Consider the following 18,613-nt stretch of genomic DNA (forward strand, 5'->3'; position numbering starts at 1 on the left):
TACGTAACGATTAGATCACTTAGCGTGGCGCGATTGCTCCTCCCCCGGGTCTTCGGGACCCTGTCCCCGGCGCACCCGGCCCCGCCGAACATCCATTCGCGACCACCGCCAGCCGGACGGACGGTGGGTGCGATATTCCGGGCCACCGGGCCGATACCCTGCCCGCCACATCCCAGGAGGCGTGATGGAGCACCTCGATCGACCTGTCCAGACCGTACGGCGGATCGCCGCAGCGGTCGCCGCCCTCGGCCTCGGCCTCGGCCTGTCCACCGCGGTCGCCAGTCCGGCCGGTGCCACGGCCACCGTCGGCTACGTCCGGCTGGCCCACCTGTCGCCGGACACACCCGCCGTCGACGTCTACCTCGGCCCGGCCGGCGGCTCGACCGAACCGCAGGTGTTCAAGGCGGTCGGGTACGGCGTGCTGTCGCCGTACCTGCCGCTGCCGACCGGGCCGTACGCCGTCGCGATGCGCCGGGCCGGCGCGCCGGCCAGCGATCCGCCGGTACTCACCACCAGCGTGTCGGTGAGGTCCGGCGAGGCGTACACGGTCGCCGGGGTCGGCCGGTACGCCGAGCTCGGTCTGAAGGTGCTCGACGACGACCTGAGGGCGCCCGCCGAGGGCCGGGCCAAGGTACGGGTGGTGCAGGCGTCGGTACGGGCACCCGTGATCGACGTCGCGGTCGCCGACGGGCCGAGCATCGCCGACGCCGTACCCTTCGCCACCACCACGCCGTACCACCAGGTCGAGCCCGGTCGGTCGACGCTGCGGCTGTCGGCGACCGGAGCGACGGCGACCACGGCCGACGTGTCGCTGCGGGACGGTACCGTCTACTCGCTGCTGGTGCTGGACGCGAAGGCGGGCGGGTTGACCACCGAACTGCGGGTCGACGCGCGCGGCGGAGTGGTGGTGCCGAACGGCGGGGTGGACACCGGGGCCGGTGGCACGGCCGGGCCGGACGATCCGGCGTACCCGCTCGGGCTCGCCGCGGTCGGCGCGCTCGGCGCGGTCGTCGTCGCGGCGGCCGTCAGGTCCGCGCTGCGCCGCCGCCGGCACCCGTGACCGCGGCCCGGGCCGTGCCCGGCGGCGTCAACCTGCTGCTCTGCGCGGTGCTCGGGGCGAGCCTCGGCGTCGCGCTGACCGGCGACGCGGTGCCGGCACCGCTGCCGGTCGCGCTGCCGGGACCGGTCGCGCTGCCGGAGCCGGTCGGGGCGCCGGACTGCCCGGACGGCTGCCCCGGCACCCCGGCCGACGCCAGCCGCCGGGCACCCACCGGCGCACCGACCCGGGTACGCATCCCGCGGATCCGGGTCGACGCCGCCCTGACCCGGCTCCGGCTGGACCGGTCCGGCCGGCTCGGCACCCCCCGCGACTTCGCCGAGGCCGGCTGGTACGCCGCCGGCACCGCACCCGGGGACGTCGGGCCGGCGGTGCTGGCCGGGCACGTCGACTCGACCACCGGACCGGCGGTCTTCGCCCGGCTCTCCGAGCTGCGCCCGGGCGACCGGGTCGAGGTGCGGCGCGGCGACCGGTGGATCCCGTTCCGGGTGACCGGGGCCAGCCGGCACGCCAAGGACGCGTTTCCGACCGACGCCGTCTACGGCCCCACCCCCGGCCCGGAACTGCGGCTGATCACCTGTGGCGGCGCCTTCGACCGGCCCAGCCGGCACTACCGGGACAACCTGGTGGTCTTCGCCGTCGCCGAAGCGCCGGTGGTGATCCCCGAGTCGGCCGCCGGCTGAGGCCCGACCCACCGCCGCCGGCCGAAGCCGGTGGGGTCAGACCGGGCGCCGGCCCGAGAAGCCGCACTCCACCCGGTGGTACCACCGCAGGTCGCTGTCCCCCTCCAGCCAGCACCAGAGCACCTGCCGACCGGCCCGCTCGCCGGGAAAGTCGAGCAGTACCGGGGCGAAGCCCTTGACCTGGATGTCGTGCCCGGTCAGCTCCTCCAGGATGCCGAAGATCCGCGCCTCCAGGCCCTTGACCTCGGCCAGCCCGCCGAGCGGGCTCGTTCCCCGGTCGGTCAGGTCGGCCCGCAGCTCGGCCAGGTCGGCGCGGAGCACGATCAGCTCGTCGATCCGCGGGCGCAGCGTCGCGATCAGGTGACGTGCCTGGGCAAGGGTGAACACGCGCACAGTATGGGGCCCCGAACCCGGATCGGACCGGACGTACGGCTCAGTCGTTCTGCGCCGCGATCTCCCGCGCCCGGTCCCGGGCCGCCTCCAGCGCGGCCAGCAGCGCCGCGCGTACGCCGTGGTTCTCCAGCTCCCGGATCGCCGAGATGGTGGTACCGGCCGGCGAGGTAACCGCCTCGCGCAGCTTCACCGGGTGCTCGCCGGAGTCGCGCAGCATCACCGCCGAGCCGATGGCGGTCTGCACGATCAGCTCGTGCGCCACCTGGCGGGGCAGCCCGAGCAGGATGCCGGCGTCGACCATCGCCTCGACCAGCAGGTAGAAGTAGGCCGGGCCGGAACCGGAGAGCGCGGTCACCGCGTCCTGCTGGGATTCCGGCACCCGGATGGTCGCGCCCAGCGGCCGGAACATCTCCTCGGCGAGTGCCAGGTGCGCGGCGGTAGCGTGCACCCCGGCGGAGATCGCCGTCATCGCCTGGTCGACCAGGGCGGGTGTGTTGGTCATCACCCGGATCACCGGGGTGCCCTCGGGCAGCCGCCGGGCGAAGAAGTTCGTCGGCAGCCCCGCGCAGAGCGACACGACCAGCTTGTCGGCCGGCACCTTGGGGCCGATCTCGTCGAGCAGCGCGCCGGCGTCCTGCGGCTTGACCGACACCGCGAGGACGTCCGCCTCGGCGACCGCCGCCAGGTTGTCCACCACCCGTACGCCGTACCGGGTGGCGATCTCCTCGGCGCGGCTCTGCCGCCGGGTGGTCGCCAGCAGCCGGTCGCCCGGCCAGCCCGCCCGGAGCAGCCCGGAGAGCATCAGTTCACCGATCTTGCCGGTGCCGATCACGGCAACGGTGTGCGCTCCCGGCGCCATCGCTCCTCCTCAGATGGAAGCCGTCAAGCCCTCGCAGGCAGACGGCCGCTCGGGCTGGGGGTGACCGGCCGCGCCCGGCGGAGAGATCGAGCCCGGCCGCTCGGAGCCGGCTGCGGCGGCCACCCCACCACCACGAGTCGTCAGCTACCGAAGAAGACCTCGGCCTCGGTGTAGCGCTCCAGCGGCACGGTCTTCAGCTCGCGGGTCGCCTCGGCCAGCGGAACCCGGACGATGTCGGTGCCCTGCATGGCGACCATCTTGCCCCAGTCGCCCTCGTTGACGGCGTCGATCGCCTGCAGGCCCAGCCGGGTGGCGAGCACCCGGTCGAACGCGGTCGGGGTGCCGCCGCGCTGGATGTGCCCGAGTACGACCGTCCGGGCCTCCTTGCCGGTCTTCGCCTCCAACTGCCCGGCGAGCCACTGCCCGATGCCACCGAGCCGGACGTGCCCGAAGGCGTCCAGTTCCTGGTTGTGCAGCACCATCTGACCGTCGAGCGGCTGGGCGCCCTCGGCGACCACCACGATCGGGGCGTACTGCTTCTGGAAGCGCTTCTCGACGTAGGTCGCCACCTGGTCGACGTCGAACTGCCGCTCGGGCAGCAGGATCACGTTCGCGCCACCGGCCAGACCGGCGTGCAGGGCGATCCAGCCGGCGTGCCGGCCCATCACCTCGACGACCAGGGTGCGGTGGTGGCTCTCGGCGGTGGTGTGCAGCCGGTCGATCGCCTCCATCGCGATGTTCACCGCGGTGTCGAACCCGAAGGTGTAGTCGGTGGCCCCCAGGTCGTTGTCGATCGTCTTCGGCACACCGACCACCTGGACGCCGAGCTCGTGCAGCTTGGTGGCGACGCCGAGGGTGTCCTCGCCGCCGATCGCCACCAGCGCGTCCACGCCCTGCTGCGCCAGGTTGGTCTTGATCTGCTCGACCCCGCCCTCGATCTTGAAGGGGTTGGTCCGGGAGGAGCCGAGGATGGTGCCACCGCGCGGCAGGATGCCCCGCACCTCCGCGATGCCGAGCGGCTTGGTCAGCCCCTCCAGCGGGCCGCGCCAACCGTCACGGAACCCGACAAATTCGTGGTCGTAGCTGGCGACGCCCTTACGCACCACCGCTCGGATCACCGCGTTCAGACCCGGGCAGTCACCACCACCGGTGAGCACGCCGATACGCATGATCTGCTTCTCCTCCAGGAGCTTCGAGTGAGCCCGTCAAGCCCCAGGGTGTAAGTCAGGTCAGACCGTCGGCGTCGTTGCCGGCCCGGGGCGGGCCGTCATTGCGCACTGTAGTCGCCCGCCCGGGACCGGACCACCGCGCCCCGGGCAGCGTCGGCGTGGCTGAACCGATGATGTCTTCGGGGTGAACGGAGCACTCGCCCGCCCGGCGCTCCGCCCCGGAGGAGCGGACGGAGCGATAACCATGATCATCCACCGAGCCGCTCCCGGGTCCGGCACGGATGATCACGAGCCTCGTTCAGCCGGTTCAGGACTGCGCCGGCCGGGCGTGCATCGCCTGCCAGCGGGCGAGGTTGTGCCGGGCGTCGACCAGCGCGTCGTGCCGGTCGGACGCGGCGTCCGGCAGCGGCGGGCTGCCCCGGTCCTCCCAGCGCTGGCGCAACTCCTTGGTGAACCGGGGGATCTCCCGGGGCAGCGCCGGCATGGCTCCCCAGAGCTGGGCGAGCGCCACGTGGTCGTACGCCGCGTACCAGGCCCAGAGCTCCAGCTTCTCCCCCGGCCGGTCCCGGACCGGCTCGATCAGGAACTCGTAGAGATCGTCCCGGATCCGCTCCCGGGAGCGCCACGCCCCGTCGCCGGGCGAGGGCAGCTTGTCCAGGACGTGCCGGCGTACCCACGGCACCGCCCGGGAGTCGTCGAACTCGGTGGAGACCGCGTAGAACTCGCGACCGTACTCGTCGACGACGCCGATTGACACGAGGTCGACGAGCCGGCCGTCCTCGATGAACTCGCAGTCGTAGAAATAGCGGTAGACCATCGCCGCCATCCTCGCCCATCCGTCCCGCCGTACGGGAATCGGGGGTGGAATTTCCACCATTCGGCGCCGACGCGCCCGCCCGGGCTACCAGACGGGGCGGGTCGGCGTGGTGATCCCTAGGTGTCGGCGGATCACCACGCCCTTCCCTGCCGGCCGGCCGGCGCCCCCACGCCGGTCGGCACCCGGGTCCGCCGCGGCCGGCCAGCGGTACTGGCTCGCCCTCCGGCCGGTCGCGGCTCCCCGCGCCCCCACGTATCCGCCACGCCCCCGTACGGTCCCCACCCAGTGGCGGATCTGACGTCAGAATGCCCGCTGGTCAGCGGCAGAACTGTCACAGAAGTGATTTGAGGGGTGTACAGCAAGCGACACGACCGTCATGATCTGATGTGTACCGCTACCGGACCCTACCGGTATCAGTTTCACCTTGCTTCTCCGGTCGGTTGCGGGTCGGCCGAGAGCAAAACTGGGATATTTACCGGGGAGGGGTTGAGCCGTGGAGGTTCGCCTGCCTGAGCCGGGCGACGCCCTCACCGGCGTCGACATGTTCGCCGGCCTGGAGCCCGAGGTGCGCCAACGGGTGATCGCCGCGGCGGTGCCCCGCACCTACCGCAAGGGACAACTGCTGTTCGTCGAGAACGATCCCGGCGAGTCCCTGATCGTGCTGCGCCGGGGAGCGGTCGCGGTGTTCCGCACCGCGCCGACCGGCGAGCGCGCGGTGCTCAACGTCATCCGCCCGCCGGACGTACTCGGCGAGGTGTCCCTGCTGGACGCCTCCACCCGGTCGGCGTCCGCCGAGGCCATCGAGGACTGCACCGCCCTGGCGCTGTCCCGTGGCGCGTTCATGGAGCTGGTGCACTCCAATCCGCGCATCCTCGACGCGGTGATGCGGTCGCTGGGCGGGCTGATCCGCCGGCTGACCGAGCAGAACGCCGACCATGTCTTCCTCGACCTGCCGGGTCGGGTCGCCAAGACGCTGGTCCGGCTGGCCGGCGAGAGCCAGGCGCCCATGATCACTATCGAGCTCAACCAGAGCCAGTTGGCCGAGATGGCCGGCGGCTCGCGGCAGAGCGTCAACCAGGCCATCGGGTCGTTCGCCAGCCGGGGCTGGCTGCGTACCGAGGGGCGGCGGATCGTGGTGACCGACGTCGCGGCACTGCGTCGCCGCGCCGGCATGGCCGAGCGCTGACCCGTCCGCCGGCCGGCGGCACCGGGCAATCCCCGACAGCCACCGGCAGCACCGTCGTTGCGGTACCCGGCCCAGGAACTCCCGTGCACCGAACGCACCCGGCCACGGCGGCACGATCGAGGCCCGCAGCGCGGCGGCACCGTCGACAGTGAACCTTGCCGGCCTCCCCTGGTCGGTTCGGCGTGGCCGCGGGTAGCGGTCGGGGTCGCCGCGCCGCGCTGTCCAGGTTGAAGCGTTCGGTATCCGGTCGACGGGCGCGGCGGGCGTTCCGGGCCGGGGAGCGACGGCGGCGGGCGTTGGGGGCCAGAAGCGACGGCGGGCGTTCCGGAGACCGACAACGGTTTCCGGAACGCCCGGTGAGGTGCGGGGCTCCGAGCGATCAGGTCGCCCCGGGCCAGTTGGTCGTGTCCCGGCTGCCACCGCTGGTCGCCCCCGGCCAGTCGGGGTTCTCCCCGCCGACGATGCCGGCGGCCTGGAGCTTCGCCAGGGTAGCGGCGTCCACGTCGATCATGTCCCCGGAGGAGTGGCCGACGCCGTCACCGTCGGTCCATTCCTTTTCCAGTCGGACGTACACCATTGCCCATCTCCCTGATAATCGTCGATCGGTAGGCGCCAATGACTGTATCTTGGATCACTATGGGTGGGACTGTCCGCTAGCTAACAGCCCGGTTCCCGACACCGGGGCCGGACGCTGATACTCGGCGGTGGCGAACTCCCCGCCCGCGCGACCGCCAGCGGCTCGCCGGAGCCTCCGGCCGGTGGCCGCGGCCGGGCGGCACCACCGGAGGTGGCCAGCACGTCCCTTCGACACCGTAGGAGGACGGCATCTCCGCTACCTGCACCAGATGCGGCCGGATCGCCGCCGCTGGCGACCGCTACTGCGGCGGCTGCGGCACCGAGCTGACCCCGACCTGTCCGCAGTGTGACCAGCCACTCGCCGCCGATGCCGCGTTCTGCACGGCCTGTGGCAAGCCCCGGCCCGCCCAGCCCGGCCGGCCGTCCCCGATGTCCCAGGAGGACCGGCGGCGGGTCAGCGTACTCTTCGTCGACCTCATCGACTTCACCCCGTACGTCGAGCGGGCCGACCCGGAACTGGTCCGGGGCATGCAGACCGCCTTCTTCTCGGCGGCCCGCCGGGTCATCGGCCAGTACGGCGGGGTGGTGGAGAAGTACATCGGCGACGCCGTGATGGCACTGTTCGGGGCGCCGGTGGCGACCGAGACCGACCCGCTGCGCTGCGTACGCGCGGGCCTGGAGTTGCAGCGGGTACTGACCCGGTTCACCCCGACCGGTGCCGACCACCTGCGGTTCCGGGTGGGGGTGGCGACCGGTGAGGCGCTGGTGGACGTGGCCGCCGCCCGGGACGGCGGTCAGGCCATCGTGGCCGGTGACGTGGTGAACACGGCGTCCCGGATGCAGTCGGTGGCGCCGCCGGGCGGGGTACTGGTCTGCGGCACCACCCACGCGCTGACCCGGGACGCGATCCGCTACTCGGAGCAGGCGCCGGTGACGCTGCGGGGGCGCTCCTCGCCGACCGAGGTGTGGTTGGCGCTGGCTCCGGTGGACCGGCAGCCGCCGGACCGGGAGCCGGACACCACTCCGCTGATCGACCGGGAGCACGAGCTGGGGCTGCTGGTCAACGCGCTGCACCGGTCCATCCGGGACCGGCTGCCGCAGATGGTGACGGTGCTCGGACACGCCGGCATCGGCAAGAGCCGGCTGGTGCGGGAGCTGTTCCGGCACATCGAGCGGCTGACCGACGAGCCGTTGACCTGGCGGGTCGGCCGCTGCCGGCCGTTCGGCGAGAACGTCACGTTCGCCGCACTGGCCGACATCGTCAAGGCCGAGGCGGGAATCCTGGACACCGATCCGGCGCCGGTCGCCACCCGCCGGCTGGAGTCGGCGCTGGTCGAGCTGGTCGGGCCCGGGCCGGCGGACCGGTTGATGGACGCGCTGCGCCCGGTGGTCGGGCTGCCGGGGCCGACGCTGCCGGCCGAGGAGTCCGAGTCGGCCTGGCGGCGGTTCCTGGTCGCGCTCGCCGCCCGCCAGCCGACCGTACTCGTCTTCGAGGACCTGCACTGGGCCGACGAGGCGATGCTGAACTTCGTCGAGTTGCTCGGGGCGTACGCGCAGAACGTGCCGCTGCTGCTGCTCTGCACCGCCCGCCCCGAGCTGGTCAACCGGGAGCCGAGCTGGGCCGGCACCATCACCGGCTCGATGAGCGTGACCCTGCCGCCGTTGCGGGACACCGGCATCGCCTCGCTCTACGGGCACATCTTCGGCCAGGCCGCCTTCTCCACCGACATGCTCAGCCCGCTGGTCGAGGTCGCCGACGGCAACCCGCTCTACGCCCACGAGTATGTCCGGATGCTCATCGAGCAGGGCGCGCTGCGCCAGTCCGGCCGGGGCTGGTCGCTCGAGAAGCAGCACGACCTGGCGATGCCGGACTCCGTGCACTCGGTGATCGCCAACCGGGTGGACCTGCTGGACGGTCCCGACCGGATGGTGCTGCTCGCCGCCTCGGTGGTCGGCATGCAGTTCTGGCCGGGCGCGGTCGCGGCGGCGCTCGGCCAGCCGGTCGAGTCGGTGGAGCGGGCGCTGCGCCGGCTGGAGCAGCGGGACTTCGTGCACGAGCAGGCCACCTCGGCGATGGCCGGCCAGCCGGAGTTCCGGTTCCGGCACGTGCTGGTCCGGGACGTCTGCTATCAGCGGCTGCCCCGGACCGAGCGGGTCGCCCGGCACGACCGGACGGCGGACTGGCTGGACGGCATGTCCCGGGGCCGGGACACCGACCTGGCCGAGGTGCTGGCACACCACCGCTGGGCGGCGCACGAGATCGCGCACACCCTCGGGGTGGACACCGAGCGGTACGCTCCGCCGGCCCGGGAGGCGCTGCACCGGGCGGCCCGCCGGGCGTACGCGCTGCACGCGCTGGACGCGGCGGCCAACCACGCCGGCCGGGCGCTCGGGCTGGCCGACGACAGCGACCCGGTCGGCCGGCTGCACCTGGAGCTGCTGCTCACCGAGATCTCCTACTTCCGGGACGGCACCGCCTTCCTGGCCGGCGGTGGCACCGACCAGTTGCACGCGCTCGCCGACCGGCTCTTCGCGTACGACGAGCCCGGCGGCGCGGCCCGGGCCTGGACGCTGCTCGGCAAGGCTGCCTGGCTACGGGCCGACCGGGCCGAGGCGCTGTCCTGCCTGGACCGTGCCGTCGAGCTGTTCGACGCACTGCCGGACACCGCGCAGAAGGCGGACGCCTACGCCGAGCTGGGCCGGCTGCACATGCTCAACTACGAACGCGACCCGGCGGTGGCCGCGGCCGGCGCGGCGGCCGACATCGCCGAGCGGCTCGGCCTGGTCGAGACCCAGACCGACGCCCGGATCACCGTGGCGACCGCCCGTTACCAGTCCGGCGACCGGGCCGGGCTCGACGAGCTGCACACCATCCTGCGGTTCTGCCAGGACCACCAGCTCGTGGTGCTGCCCCGGGTGGTGCGCAACCTCTCGCACGTGATGCGCGAGGAGGGCGACTGGATCCGCGCCGACGAACTGGTCGCGTCCTGCCCGGCGCTGGCCGAGGCCGAGGCGCTGTCGACCGGCGGCTCGGCGGAGGCGGTGCGCGCGTACTACGAGGGTGACGTCGGGCGGCTGCTGACCGTGGCCGACGGTTTCGTGGACACCCCGGCCGGCCGCTGGGACATGCAGGTCCGCGGGATGCGGGCGTACCTGCGGGTGCTGCGCGACGAGCCGGTGCCCGCCGGCCGCCCCGGAGTGGCCGCCCCGGACGACGTGACGGACGCGCTGGAGACCGCGCGGCGCAGCGGCTTCCACCGGTTGCACTGGAACATGCTGGGCCTGGGCGCGCTGTGCCGGGCCCTACAGGGGCGTACCGGGGAGGCGGCGGAGCTGCTCGACGAGCTGGCCGAGTCGTGGGCGACCGTGCCGGCCCTGGCCAGCGGGGAGTGGATTCCGGCCGCCTCGTACGCCGCCGCGCTCACCGGCCGGGACTCGGCGGTACGCGTCCGGGACATGCTGGACGCGGTCACCCACTCCACGCTCTGGGTGGAGGCGGCGGTGCGTACCGTGACGGCCGCGTTGGCCGGCGCGGACGGCGACCATGCCCGGGCCGGGCAGCTCTACATCGCGGCGGCGGAGAGCTACGCGCGGATCCCGGACCTCACCGACCGGATGGTCGGGCTGGCGCTCGCCGCCGGTGAGCTGGCGAGGGCCGGTGACGACCCCGCCGCCGAGGTGGCGCTGGCCGAGGTACGCGGCTTCGCGCTGCGCAACCGGGTGCCCGGCCTGCTCCGGGTCGGCCACGCTCCACCGGCCCAGAACGCCAGCACCCCGATGCTCGCCTCCTGACCCACCGGCCGCCTTCGCCTCTCCCCCGGATCGGCCTCAGCTCAGGCGGCCAGCGAGTCGGTGGGCGACTCGGCGGCCACCGCGCCGGCCGTCGCCTTGAGCTGCTGGTTCTTGATCTTCTGGGCGTAGATGTCGACGTACTCCCGGCCGGAGAGTTCCATCAGCTCGTACATGATCTCGTCGGTGATCGCCCGCTCGACGAACCGGTCGCCGGACATTCCGGCGTAGCGGGAGAAGTCCAGCGGACGGCCGAACCTGATCTTCACCCGCTTGATCTTCGGCAGCAGCTTCCCGGGCGGCTGGATCTCGTCGGCGTTGAGCATCACCACCGGGACGACCGGGGCACCGCTGTCCAGCGCGAGCCGGGCCACCCCGGTCTTGCCGCGATAGAGCCGGCCGTCCGGCGAGCGGGTGCCCTCCGGGTAGATCCCGGCGAGGTTGCCGGCCCGCAGCACCTTGAGCTGGGTGTCCAGCGCGGCCTGCGCGGCCCGCCCGCCGGAGCGGTCCACCGGGATGGTGCCGGTACCCACGAAGAACATCTTCACCAGCCAGCCCTTCAGCCCCTTGCCGGTGAAGTATTCGGCCTTCGCCACGAACGTCACTTTTCGCTTGACCATCAGCGGCATGAAGATCGAATCGGAGAACGACAGGTGGTTGCTGGCGATGATCGCCGGACCGGAGTCGGGTACGTTCTCCCTCCCCTCGACCTGCGGCCGAAAGATCAACTTCAGCCAGGGCCCGAGGATGACGTACTTCATCAGCCCGTACAGCACCAGTGTCCTTCCCGAGAGTCCCGCGCGTCCCCACGTCGGCCGCCGAGGAGGGCAACGATACGGGTACGCGTCGTGCCGGGCGTCGATGGCCGCAGGCGGGAACTGTCGGCAAGAAGCCTACGAAGCGGGTACGCCGCGCCACAACGCACTCCCGCAACCCGTGCCCGCCGTGTCACGATTCATTGCACGGCACATGCGGCGCAGCGACGGTCGGCAACACGGCCGGGCGCGCTACGGGCCGGTAGGGAGGGTGTCGGGGTGTCAGCGGGTGGCGCCCGCCGGGGACGGCGGGACAACGGGCTGGAGGCGACGGAATACGCCGTCGCCGGCGACGTGGACCCGCGGCTGGGCGAGCACCTGCTCGACGTGCTGGCGGCGGGCGGTATCGCCGCCTACCTGCAACCCTCGGCCGACCTCAATCCGGTGACCCGGACCACCACCGTGCCGCCCCGCCCGGTGGACCGGCTGTATGTCGACCGCAGCTTCCTGGCCACCGCCCGGGACTACCTGACCCAGCTCGCCGACGAGGACCCATCGGGCCAGCCCCCGGCACCCCGCCCCGACCCGGACCCGGACGTGGAGGCGGAGTGGGCCCGGATCGTCGCCGGCTACCACACCGAGGTCGCGGCGGAGGGCCGGTCCTGGCCGGCCGCCGAGGACCTCGCGGTCGGCGAGCCGACCGACCGGGCCGCCGGGACGACGACCACCCGCCCGGGAGCCGACCTGCCGGGGCCGGCCGATCCGGCCGTACGCCGGCTGCCGTCCGCCACCGACATCTCCGGGATCTCGGTCGGCGGCCGGGCCGACGACCCGTCGCTGCTGGACGGGCTGGACACCTTCGGCGCGGACCTGCCGGACGACCCGGAGGAACGCTACGTCCCGCCGCCACCGCCGCCGCTGCCCCGGCTCTCGAAGTACGCCGTGGTCGGGGTGCTGGCCATCGTCGCCGGCTTCGCGCTCTTCCTCTTCCCGCACCTGCTCCCGATCGACCGGGGCCTGGTCACCATGCTCGGCTTCGCCGGCATCCTCACCGGTTTCGTGACGCTGATCTGGCGGCTCCGGCCCGGCAACGAGGAGGACGACGACCCCGACGACGGAGCGGTGGTCTGAGCCCTGCCGTCCAGATCGCGAGATTCATCACCCCGTGGAGGCAAGGCGTAACACTCGCGTAATTTCGCGTCAGTAGGAATACTGCTGTAAGTTACCTTCCCCTCACGACTACCCCGATCGCTCCTATTCGCGGTGGTCGCCTCGCCCGGAACGAGGTGCCCGATTGCGACAGAGTTCCCTCGTGGTGGTGGCCAACCGGCTGCCCGTCGACGACAGCGTGGCGCCGGACGGCGCCTGTGAATGGCGCCGCAGCCCCGGTGGGCTGGTCAGCGCACTGCATCCCCTGCTCCAACACACCCCGGCGACCTGGGTGGGCTGGGCCGGCGGCACCGGTCCCGCCCCCCTGCTCGCCGACATCGACGGCGTACGCATGCACACGGTGCCGCTCGCCGGCGACGACGTACGGGACCACTACGAGGGCTTCGCGAACTCGACGCTCTGGCCGCTCTACCACGACGCGGTGGAGCAGCCCGTCTACCACCGCCGCTGGTGGGAGGCGTACCAGCGGGTCAACCAGCGGTTCGCCGAGGCCGCCGCGGAGGCCGCCGAGCCGGGCGCCGTGGTCTGGGTGCAGGACTACCACCTGCAACTCGTACCCGGCCTGCTCCGGGCCATCCGCCCCGACCTGCGGATCGGCTTCTTCATGCACGTGCCGTTCCCGCCGCCGGAGCTGTTCATGCAGCTCCCCCGCCGGGCCGAACTGCTGCTCGGGATGCTCGGCGCCGACCTGGTCGGCTTCCAGCGCCCGCAGGCGGCGCACAACTTCGCCCAGCTCGCCACGAAGGTGCTCGGGCTGGCCGCCACCGACCGGCGGATCGCCGTGGACGACCGGGTGGTGCGGATCGGCGCGTTCCCGGTCTCCATCGACATGGCCGAGATGGAGGCGCTGGCCGGCCGCCCGGACGTGGTCGCCCGGGCCGCCCGGATCCGGCGGGACCTCGGTGATCCCCAGCAGATGCTGCTCAGCGTCGACCGGATGGACTACACCAAGGGCATCGAGCAGCGGTTGAAGGCCTACAGCGAACTGCTCGCCACCGGGCACGTCAAGGTGCGGGACACGGTGATGGTGCAGGTCGCGGTGCCGAGCCGGGAGCGGGTCGAGCAGTACCAGGTCCTCCGGGACCGGGTCGAGCGCGAGGTTGGCCGGATCAACGGCGAGTTCGGCCGGGTCGGTGAGCCGGCGATCCACTACCTCACCCAGCCGTTCGACCGGGCGGAACTCGCCGCGCTCTACCGGGCCGCCGACATCATGGCGGTGACCCCGCTGCGGGACGGGATGAACCTGGTCGCCAAGGAATATGTCGCGGCCCGGGTCGACAACGGTGGTGCGCTGCTGCTCAGCGAGTTCGCCGGTGCCGCCGCGGAGTTCCCGGAGGCGTTCCTGGTCAACCCGCACGACCTGGAGGGTCTCAAGCTGACCCTGATGCACGCGCTCCAGGCCATCCCGGCGGACCTGACCGCCAGGATGACCGCGATGCGCGGACAGTTGCGGGTCAACGACATCCGGGCCTGGGCCCGGTCCTACCTGACCGCGCTCGACCAGACCGGCCACCTCGTCCAACGGCTCACCCCCACCTGACCGGCGATGATGATCCGGGAGCGTTCGGCCCGCCATGGCGAGCACAACGCTCCCGGATCATGCGTGGGACGTGTCAGCCGGCGGGGTCCTTGTCGAGCCAGTCGAGGATCGCGTCGATCGGCTCCCGCCACCGGGCGTCCAGCATCATGTCGTGCCCCATGCCCGGAAAGAGCAGCGGGGCGACGCCGTACCGGCCGGCCGTCCGGGTCAGCGCCGCCGGCGGCACCACCCGGTCGTCCGGGCTGCCGACCACCAGCATCGGCGGCTTGCCCACCGCCGGCTCGACCGGCCGCTGCCGGAGCAACTGCCACTGCGCCCGGGCCGAGGCCCGGCCGAGTCGCGCGGTGTATTCCCGGGCCGCCGCGTCCGGCAGCTCCCGGCTGAACAACTGCCGGTGGTGCAGCCGCAGCCGGCCACCGAAGACCGCCGGCAGGGTACCGGCGGGGTTGCGGCGCAGCGCGGTGCCCAGCGTGCCCCAGCCGCCGAAGACCGGCGCGACCAGCACGCCGGCCCGGGCCGGATAGCGGGCCAGCGCGTGTGCCACCACGAGCGCGCCGGCACCGTGCCCGACCAGCACCGCCTGCCGGTCCAGGCCGGTGGCCACCTGGACCACGTCGTGCGCGTACGCCCGCAGCGTCGCCTTCGGCGCCGGACCGCTGCCGCCGTGCCCGCGCAGGCTGACCGCGTGCGCCGGGAAGGCCCGCGACGCGGCGTGTTCGAGCCAGTGCTCGGCAAACGCCCACGCCCCGTGCCCGAACCCGGGTACGAACAACAGGGGTGGCTTGCCCTCCGGCGCCTCCGGCGTGGCGGCGCGTACCTCCCGGAACACCGCCGGCACCGGACGGGTCCAGTCCCGCACCCGTACGACCCGGGTCTTCACGCCGCCACCTCCAGCTCGTCCAGGGTGCGCTGCAACACGCGCAGATAGTCGATGTGCCCGATCTCGAACCAGTGCCGGGTGCTCTCCTTCACCTTGGCGGAGTGCCACCGGTTGCCGGCCTCGGCGTCGACCCGGGCGGCGAAGGAGCGGGCCCGTTCCGGTGCCGTCTCGCGCAGCCGGAGCCAGCGGGCGATCACCACGGCCTGCCAGTGCACCAGCGGCAGCAGGCCGGAATCCGGCTGGAGCAGGCCGGCCACGGCGAGCGTCGGATGCCGCCGGGGGAAGGCGTTGAGATACAGGGAGGGTCGGCCCGACGCGTCGGTGCCGAGCAGCTCGGGCGCCAGGAACTCGAAGCGCGGCAGGTAGCCGGTGGCGAAGACCACCAGGTCCGGCTCGATCTCCTGCCCGTCGACCAGGGTCACGCTGTTGCGGCGGAACCGGCCGACGTCCGGCACCGGCGTGATCGACCCGTGCCCGAGCTGGTAGACGAGGTGGCTGTTGACGATCGGATGGGTCTCGAAGACCCGGTGGTCGGGGCGGGGCAGCCCGAACCGGGTCAGGTCACCCACGGTCAGCTTCAGCACCCGGTGGAAGAGCCACTGCCGCAGCCGCAGCGGCAGCCGGTACGGGGCGAGCGAGTCGTTGACCTGGTCGGCCGGGCGGCCGAAGGCGTACTTCGGGGCGTACCAGTAGCCGCGCCGGGTGGAGTGCCAGCACTTGGCCGCCTGCTGGCCGGCCTCGACCGCGATGTCGCAGCCGGTGTTGCCGGCCCCGACCACCAGTACCCGCTTGCCACGTACCTGGGTGGCGTCCTTGTACGCCGACGCGTGGATCACCTTGCCCCGGAACTCGTCCAGCCCCTCGTACGCCGGCATCTTCGGTGCCCAGTTGTGCCCGTTGGCCACCACCACGGCGGCGTACCGGGAGGTGCGCTCGGCGCCGTAGCCGCCGGTACTGCGGGTGGTGACGTCCCACCGGTCCCCGTCGGCCGGCTCGACCCGGACGACCTCGGTGCCGAACCAGATGTGCGGCCGCAGGTCGAAGTGGTCGGCGTAGTGCTCCAGATAGGACAGTAGCTGGCTGTGGTGCGGATAGTCCGGCCAGCTGTCCGGCATCGGGAAGTCGGGATATTCGGTCAGCGGGCGGGACGAGATGAGGTGGGTGCTGGCGTAGACCGGGCTGCGGTCGTGCCGCCAGTTCCAGGCCCCGCCGACCCCGGTCTCCCGTTCGTAGCAGTCGACGCCGAAGCCGTACTCCTTCAGGTTTTTTATCGCGGTGAGGCCGCTGGCCCCGGCGCCGATCACGCAGACGGTGCCGTCCCGGTCGTAGACCGGGCGTCCGTCCCGCCAGAGGGTCGCGCCCGGGTCGTTGCTCTCCTGGTCGCTGAAGGTGGACACCGAAGAATCTCCTTTTGTCCGGCACGAGTGCCGACGTGCGGGGGAATCCTCTCGGCTGCCGCCGCCCTTGTCCAGCCCAACGCGCGCCGTTGTGCGGGGAGCACGACTGGATCTGGTGTTGGGCGCGGTTGCCCGGCCGGCCCGGCCCTGACCTTCGACCCCGCTGCCTAGCGAGCCTTCGTCACCGAGGTCGCCGCCCGGCGGTGACCCACCCGCGCACGCGGCGCGTCACGCTCGGGGCAGCTTGAGCAGGGTTATCGAGTACGGCGGAAACGTCGTGCTGAAGCTGTTGGCGTCCACGGAGACGGTGGACCGGGACATGGTGACCGCGGTCGGTGTCTGGGCGTCGTTGTGCGCGGTGAAGTCGGCGGGTGCCACCTGGCGCACCTCGGCGGTGCCGTTGCCGGTGAAGCCGTTGACGACGACCTGGGCGGTGACCGAGTCGCCGGCCACCGGGGACCGGTTGACCACCATCAGATAGACGGCGCCGGCGGGGCCGCGCGTCGCGGTGACCCAGAGCTTGTGGTACTTCTCCCGGCACCGGGCCGGGGCGTTCGCGTCGCACAGCTCCGTGTCGGACGGATCGCGCATGGGATTGACGGCGATCGTGTGCCGGATCCGCTTGCCCCCGGCCTCGAACATCGGCTTGACGGCCTCCCGCGCGACGGCCTCGGCGGAGTAGACGAACCCGCTGTTCTGCGGACCGAGCAACGTGTACCAGCCGTGCGAGGAGAAGTCGTTGCCCAGAGCCCACGGAATGCCCAGCTCCAACCAGGTGATCCACTGGGTGGCCATGTAGAGCGCGTGCGTCATCGAGTGCGCGTACTCCGGGAAGGGGTTGTTCTGGTCGGGTCCCCACAGTGCGCCGTACTCGGAGATCGCGACATACGGGTGTGGCGTACCGGTCTGGGCGTTGACCGCCTCGCGGGCGTCAACCACCTGCTCGCTCTGGTCCCAGGCGCCGAGCATGTGCCAGTCGTGGGCCTCGGTCGGGCTGTCCCAGTCCGCCCTGCCCTGCCCCTTGAAGTGCGTGTACGGGTGCATGGCCAGGCAGTCGTACCTGCTGCCCGGCCGGGCCAGCTGGCTGAACCAGCCCGGGAAGTTCGCCGCGCCCCAGCCCGCGCACACGCTGATGCTCGGGTCGACGGCCTTCATCTTGTGGTAGAAGTCGACGAAGCCGAGATGGGTGGAGGTGTAGTCGGCGACCACCGAAGCCCCGCTCGGCGGGATCGCCCCGTTCCTGCCGTCGCCGAACGCCACCTCGCCGATGTGTGGGCGCAGCGTGTAGACCCGGTCCGTCGGCCCGGCCGTCGCCAGGCTGTCCACCCGACGCCAGGTGGTGCCGTCGACGCGGAGCGCGAACGTGTCGACCACCACCGACGGGTAGGTGAGGTTGAAGGTCTGGCCGGGGGTGCCGTCGCTGGGCACCGCCGACGTCGAGCCCGTGCAGACCTTGTTTCCCGCGGCGTCGCGCAGCGTCAGCTTCCCCAGGCCCTCACCGGTGATCCGTCGGGCGCCACCGTTGATGTACTGGGTGATGGCCGCCTTGGCCGGCGTCGAGGAACTCGGATCGTTCTGCGCCATCCAGTAGCGCTGGTCGGCGTGGTAGGGCTCGTTGCCGAGCTCGAAGCGGGTCACCCGGTACGGCTCGGGGTGCCCGTTCGCCTTGCGCACCTCGGCCCAGTCGATGTCGCCGTTGGGGTTGATGCCGTCGCCGGCCGGCGTGTTCAGGTACTCGACCAGGTCGGCCGCGTCGAACGGGTTGCCGATCGTCATCGGCACCATGACCTGGGTTTCCGCGCCGATCGCCGCCGCGAACCGCATGTGCTCGTCCAGCCCGTACGACGGGCTGCGGGCCGGCAGTACGTCGTCGGCGGGGTCCGCCAGGACGCCGAGCGTGCTCGCCCGGCCGTCCCGCTGGCACATCCGGTTCGAGCCGATCGTGCCCTTCCACCAGACGGTGTTGCCGACGGTGCCACCCGGCCAGCGGAGCAACCTCATGCCCATCGCCTGTGCCTTGGCCGCGACTTCCGGGACCGGCCGTCCGGCCGCCGCGTCCCACACCCCGTAACCGTCGAACGTGTACCGGTGGTTGGCGCCGAGCAGGAGGGTGGAGACGTTCCCCTGGTCGTCGCCGCCACCCCCGGCGTAGAGGGTGATGGTCTCCGTCGCCGCGGTCGCCGGGCTCGGGACCACCACACCCGACCCGAACAGTACGACGAAGAGGGCGAAACCAACCGCGGCACGGGATCGGCGACGATTCACCCGGACAAGGTACTCCCGTCGCGGCGTCTCGAAGGACGCCGGTTGGTGGATGTGCGGCGTCGCCTGCCGGGTGGACA

At 72.5% G+C, this 18,613-nt stretch carries 15 protein-coding genes; 6 read left to right on the forward strand and 9 right to left on the reverse strand.

Going from position 1 to position 18,613, the window contains the following annotated elements; all coding sequences use genetic code 11:
• The first annotated feature begins 184 nt into the window (after positions 1 to 184).
• On the forward strand, positions 185 to 1,060 hold the full coding sequence (locus tag ACSMXO_RS33105; protein ID WP_455415106.1) for a DUF4397 domain-containing protein: 876 nt from the start codon (positions 185 to 187) through the stop codon (positions 1,058 to 1,060).
• Positions 1,057 to 1,740, forward strand: coding sequence for a class F sortase (locus ACSMXO_RS33110; protein ID WP_346257894.1), 684 nt, complete (start codon positions 1,057 to 1,059; stop codon positions 1,738 to 1,740). The genes ACSMXO_RS33105 and ACSMXO_RS33110 overlap by 4 nt, the downstream gene beginning before the upstream one ends.
• Positions 1,741 to 1,776: 36 nt before the next feature.
• Here ACSMXO_RS33110 and ACSMXO_RS33115 read toward each other — a convergent pair whose 3' ends face one another.
• The 4 genes from ACSMXO_RS33115 to ACSMXO_RS33130 all read right to left on the reverse strand — a co-directional run bounded on the left by ACSMXO_RS33115 (position 1,777) and on the right by ACSMXO_RS33130 (position 4,978).
• Positions 1,777 to 2,127: a DUF2203 domain-containing protein gene (locus tag ACSMXO_RS33115; RefSeq protein WP_346257895.1), complete on the reverse strand. Its 351-nt coding sequence runs from the start codon at positions 2,125 to 2,127 to the stop codon at positions 1,777 to 1,779.
• A gap of 46 nt (positions 2,128 to 2,173) precedes the next feature.
• On the reverse strand, positions 2,174 to 2,992 hold the full coding sequence (proC, locus tag ACSMXO_RS33120) for a pyrroline-5-carboxylate reductase (RefSeq protein ID WP_346257896.1): 819 nt from the start codon (positions 2,990 to 2,992) through the stop codon (positions 2,174 to 2,176).
• 140 nt (positions 2,993 to 3,132) lie between these two features.
• Complete coding sequence (locus tag ACSMXO_RS33125; protein WP_455415107.1) at positions 3,133 to 4,161, reverse strand: 6-phosphofructokinase; 1,029 nt, start codon at positions 4,159 to 4,161, stop codon at positions 3,133 to 3,135.
• Positions 4,162 to 4,468: 307 nt separating this feature from the next.
• The gene (locus ACSMXO_RS33130; RefSeq protein ID WP_346258006.1) at positions 4,469 to 4,978 is read right to left on the reverse strand and encodes a polyadenylate-specific 3'-exoribonuclease AS; all 510 of its coding nucleotides are present in this window, start codon (positions 4,976 to 4,978) and stop codon (positions 4,469 to 4,471) included.
• 493 nt (positions 4,979 to 5,471) lie between these two features.
• Here ACSMXO_RS33130 and ACSMXO_RS33135 point away from each other — a divergent pair, with 493 nt between their 5' ends.
• Positions 5,472 to 6,164: a Crp/Fnr family transcriptional regulator gene (locus ACSMXO_RS33135; protein WP_101367233.1), complete on the forward strand. Its 693-nt coding sequence runs from the start codon at positions 5,472 to 5,474 to the stop codon at positions 6,162 to 6,164.
• Between the two features lie 379 nt (positions 6,165 to 6,543).
• Here ACSMXO_RS33135 and ACSMXO_RS33140 read toward each other — a convergent pair whose 3' ends face one another.
• The gene (locus tag ACSMXO_RS33140; RefSeq protein WP_346257898.1) at positions 6,544 to 6,741 is read right to left on the reverse strand and encodes a hypothetical protein; all 198 of its coding nucleotides are present in this window, start codon (positions 6,739 to 6,741) and stop codon (positions 6,544 to 6,546) included.
• 248 nt (positions 6,742 to 6,989) lie between these two features.
• On the opposite strand from ACSMXO_RS33140, the gene ACSMXO_RS33145 reads away from it, so the two are divergent.
• On the forward strand, positions 6,990 to 10,532 hold the full coding sequence (locus ACSMXO_RS33145) for an adenylate/guanylate cyclase domain-containing protein (protein WP_455419372.1): 3,543 nt from the start codon (positions 6,990 to 6,992) through the stop codon (positions 10,530 to 10,532).
• A gap of 41 nt (positions 10,533 to 10,573) precedes the next feature.
• On the opposite strand, the gene ACSMXO_RS33150 is transcribed toward ACSMXO_RS33145, so the two are convergent.
• Entirely contained in the window at positions 10,574 to 11,305 is a 732-nt protein-coding gene (locus ACSMXO_RS33150; protein ID WP_455415108.1) for a lysophospholipid acyltransferase family protein, read from the reverse strand.
• 258 nt (positions 11,306 to 11,563) lie between these two features.
• Between ACSMXO_RS33150 and ACSMXO_RS33155 the strand changes: the two genes are divergently transcribed.
• Together ACSMXO_RS33155 and ACSMXO_RS33160 are read left to right on the forward strand one after the other, a co-directional pair.
• On the forward strand, positions 11,564 to 12,415 hold the full coding sequence (locus ACSMXO_RS33155) for a DUF308 domain-containing protein (protein ID WP_455415109.1): 852 nt from the start codon (positions 11,564 to 11,566) through the stop codon (positions 12,413 to 12,415).
• A gap of 163 nt (positions 12,416 to 12,578) precedes the next feature.
• A complete protein-coding gene (locus ACSMXO_RS33160; protein ID WP_346257901.1) occupies positions 12,579 to 13,994 on the forward strand; it encodes an alpha,alpha-trehalose-phosphate synthase (UDP-forming) in 1,416 nt (471 codons plus the stop codon).
• Positions 13,995 to 14,067: 73 nt separating this feature from the next.
• Here the strand turns inward: ACSMXO_RS33160 and ACSMXO_RS33165 are convergent, their stop codons facing one another.
• The 3 genes from ACSMXO_RS33165 to ACSMXO_RS33175 form a co-directional block, all read right to left on the reverse strand.
• On the reverse strand, positions 14,068 to 14,874 hold the full coding sequence (locus ACSMXO_RS33165; protein ID WP_455415110.1) for an alpha/beta hydrolase: 807 nt from the start codon (positions 14,872 to 14,874) through the stop codon (positions 14,068 to 14,070).
• Entirely contained in the window at positions 14,871 to 16,271 is a 1,401-nt protein-coding gene (locus ACSMXO_RS33170; RefSeq protein ID WP_346257903.1) for a flavin-containing monooxygenase, read from the reverse strand. The genes ACSMXO_RS33165 and ACSMXO_RS33170 overlap by 4 nt, the downstream gene beginning before the upstream one ends.
• Before the next feature lie 228 nt (positions 16,272 to 16,499).
• The gene (locus tag ACSMXO_RS33175) at positions 16,500 to 18,536 is read right to left on the reverse strand and encodes an alpha-L-arabinofuranosidase C-terminal domain-containing protein (protein ID WP_455415111.1); all 2,037 of its coding nucleotides are present in this window, start codon (positions 18,534 to 18,536) and stop codon (positions 16,500 to 16,502) included.
• Positions 18,537 to 18,613: the final 77 nt, after the last annotated feature.

Source organism: Plantactinospora sp. DSM 117369, from assembly GCF_053764795.1.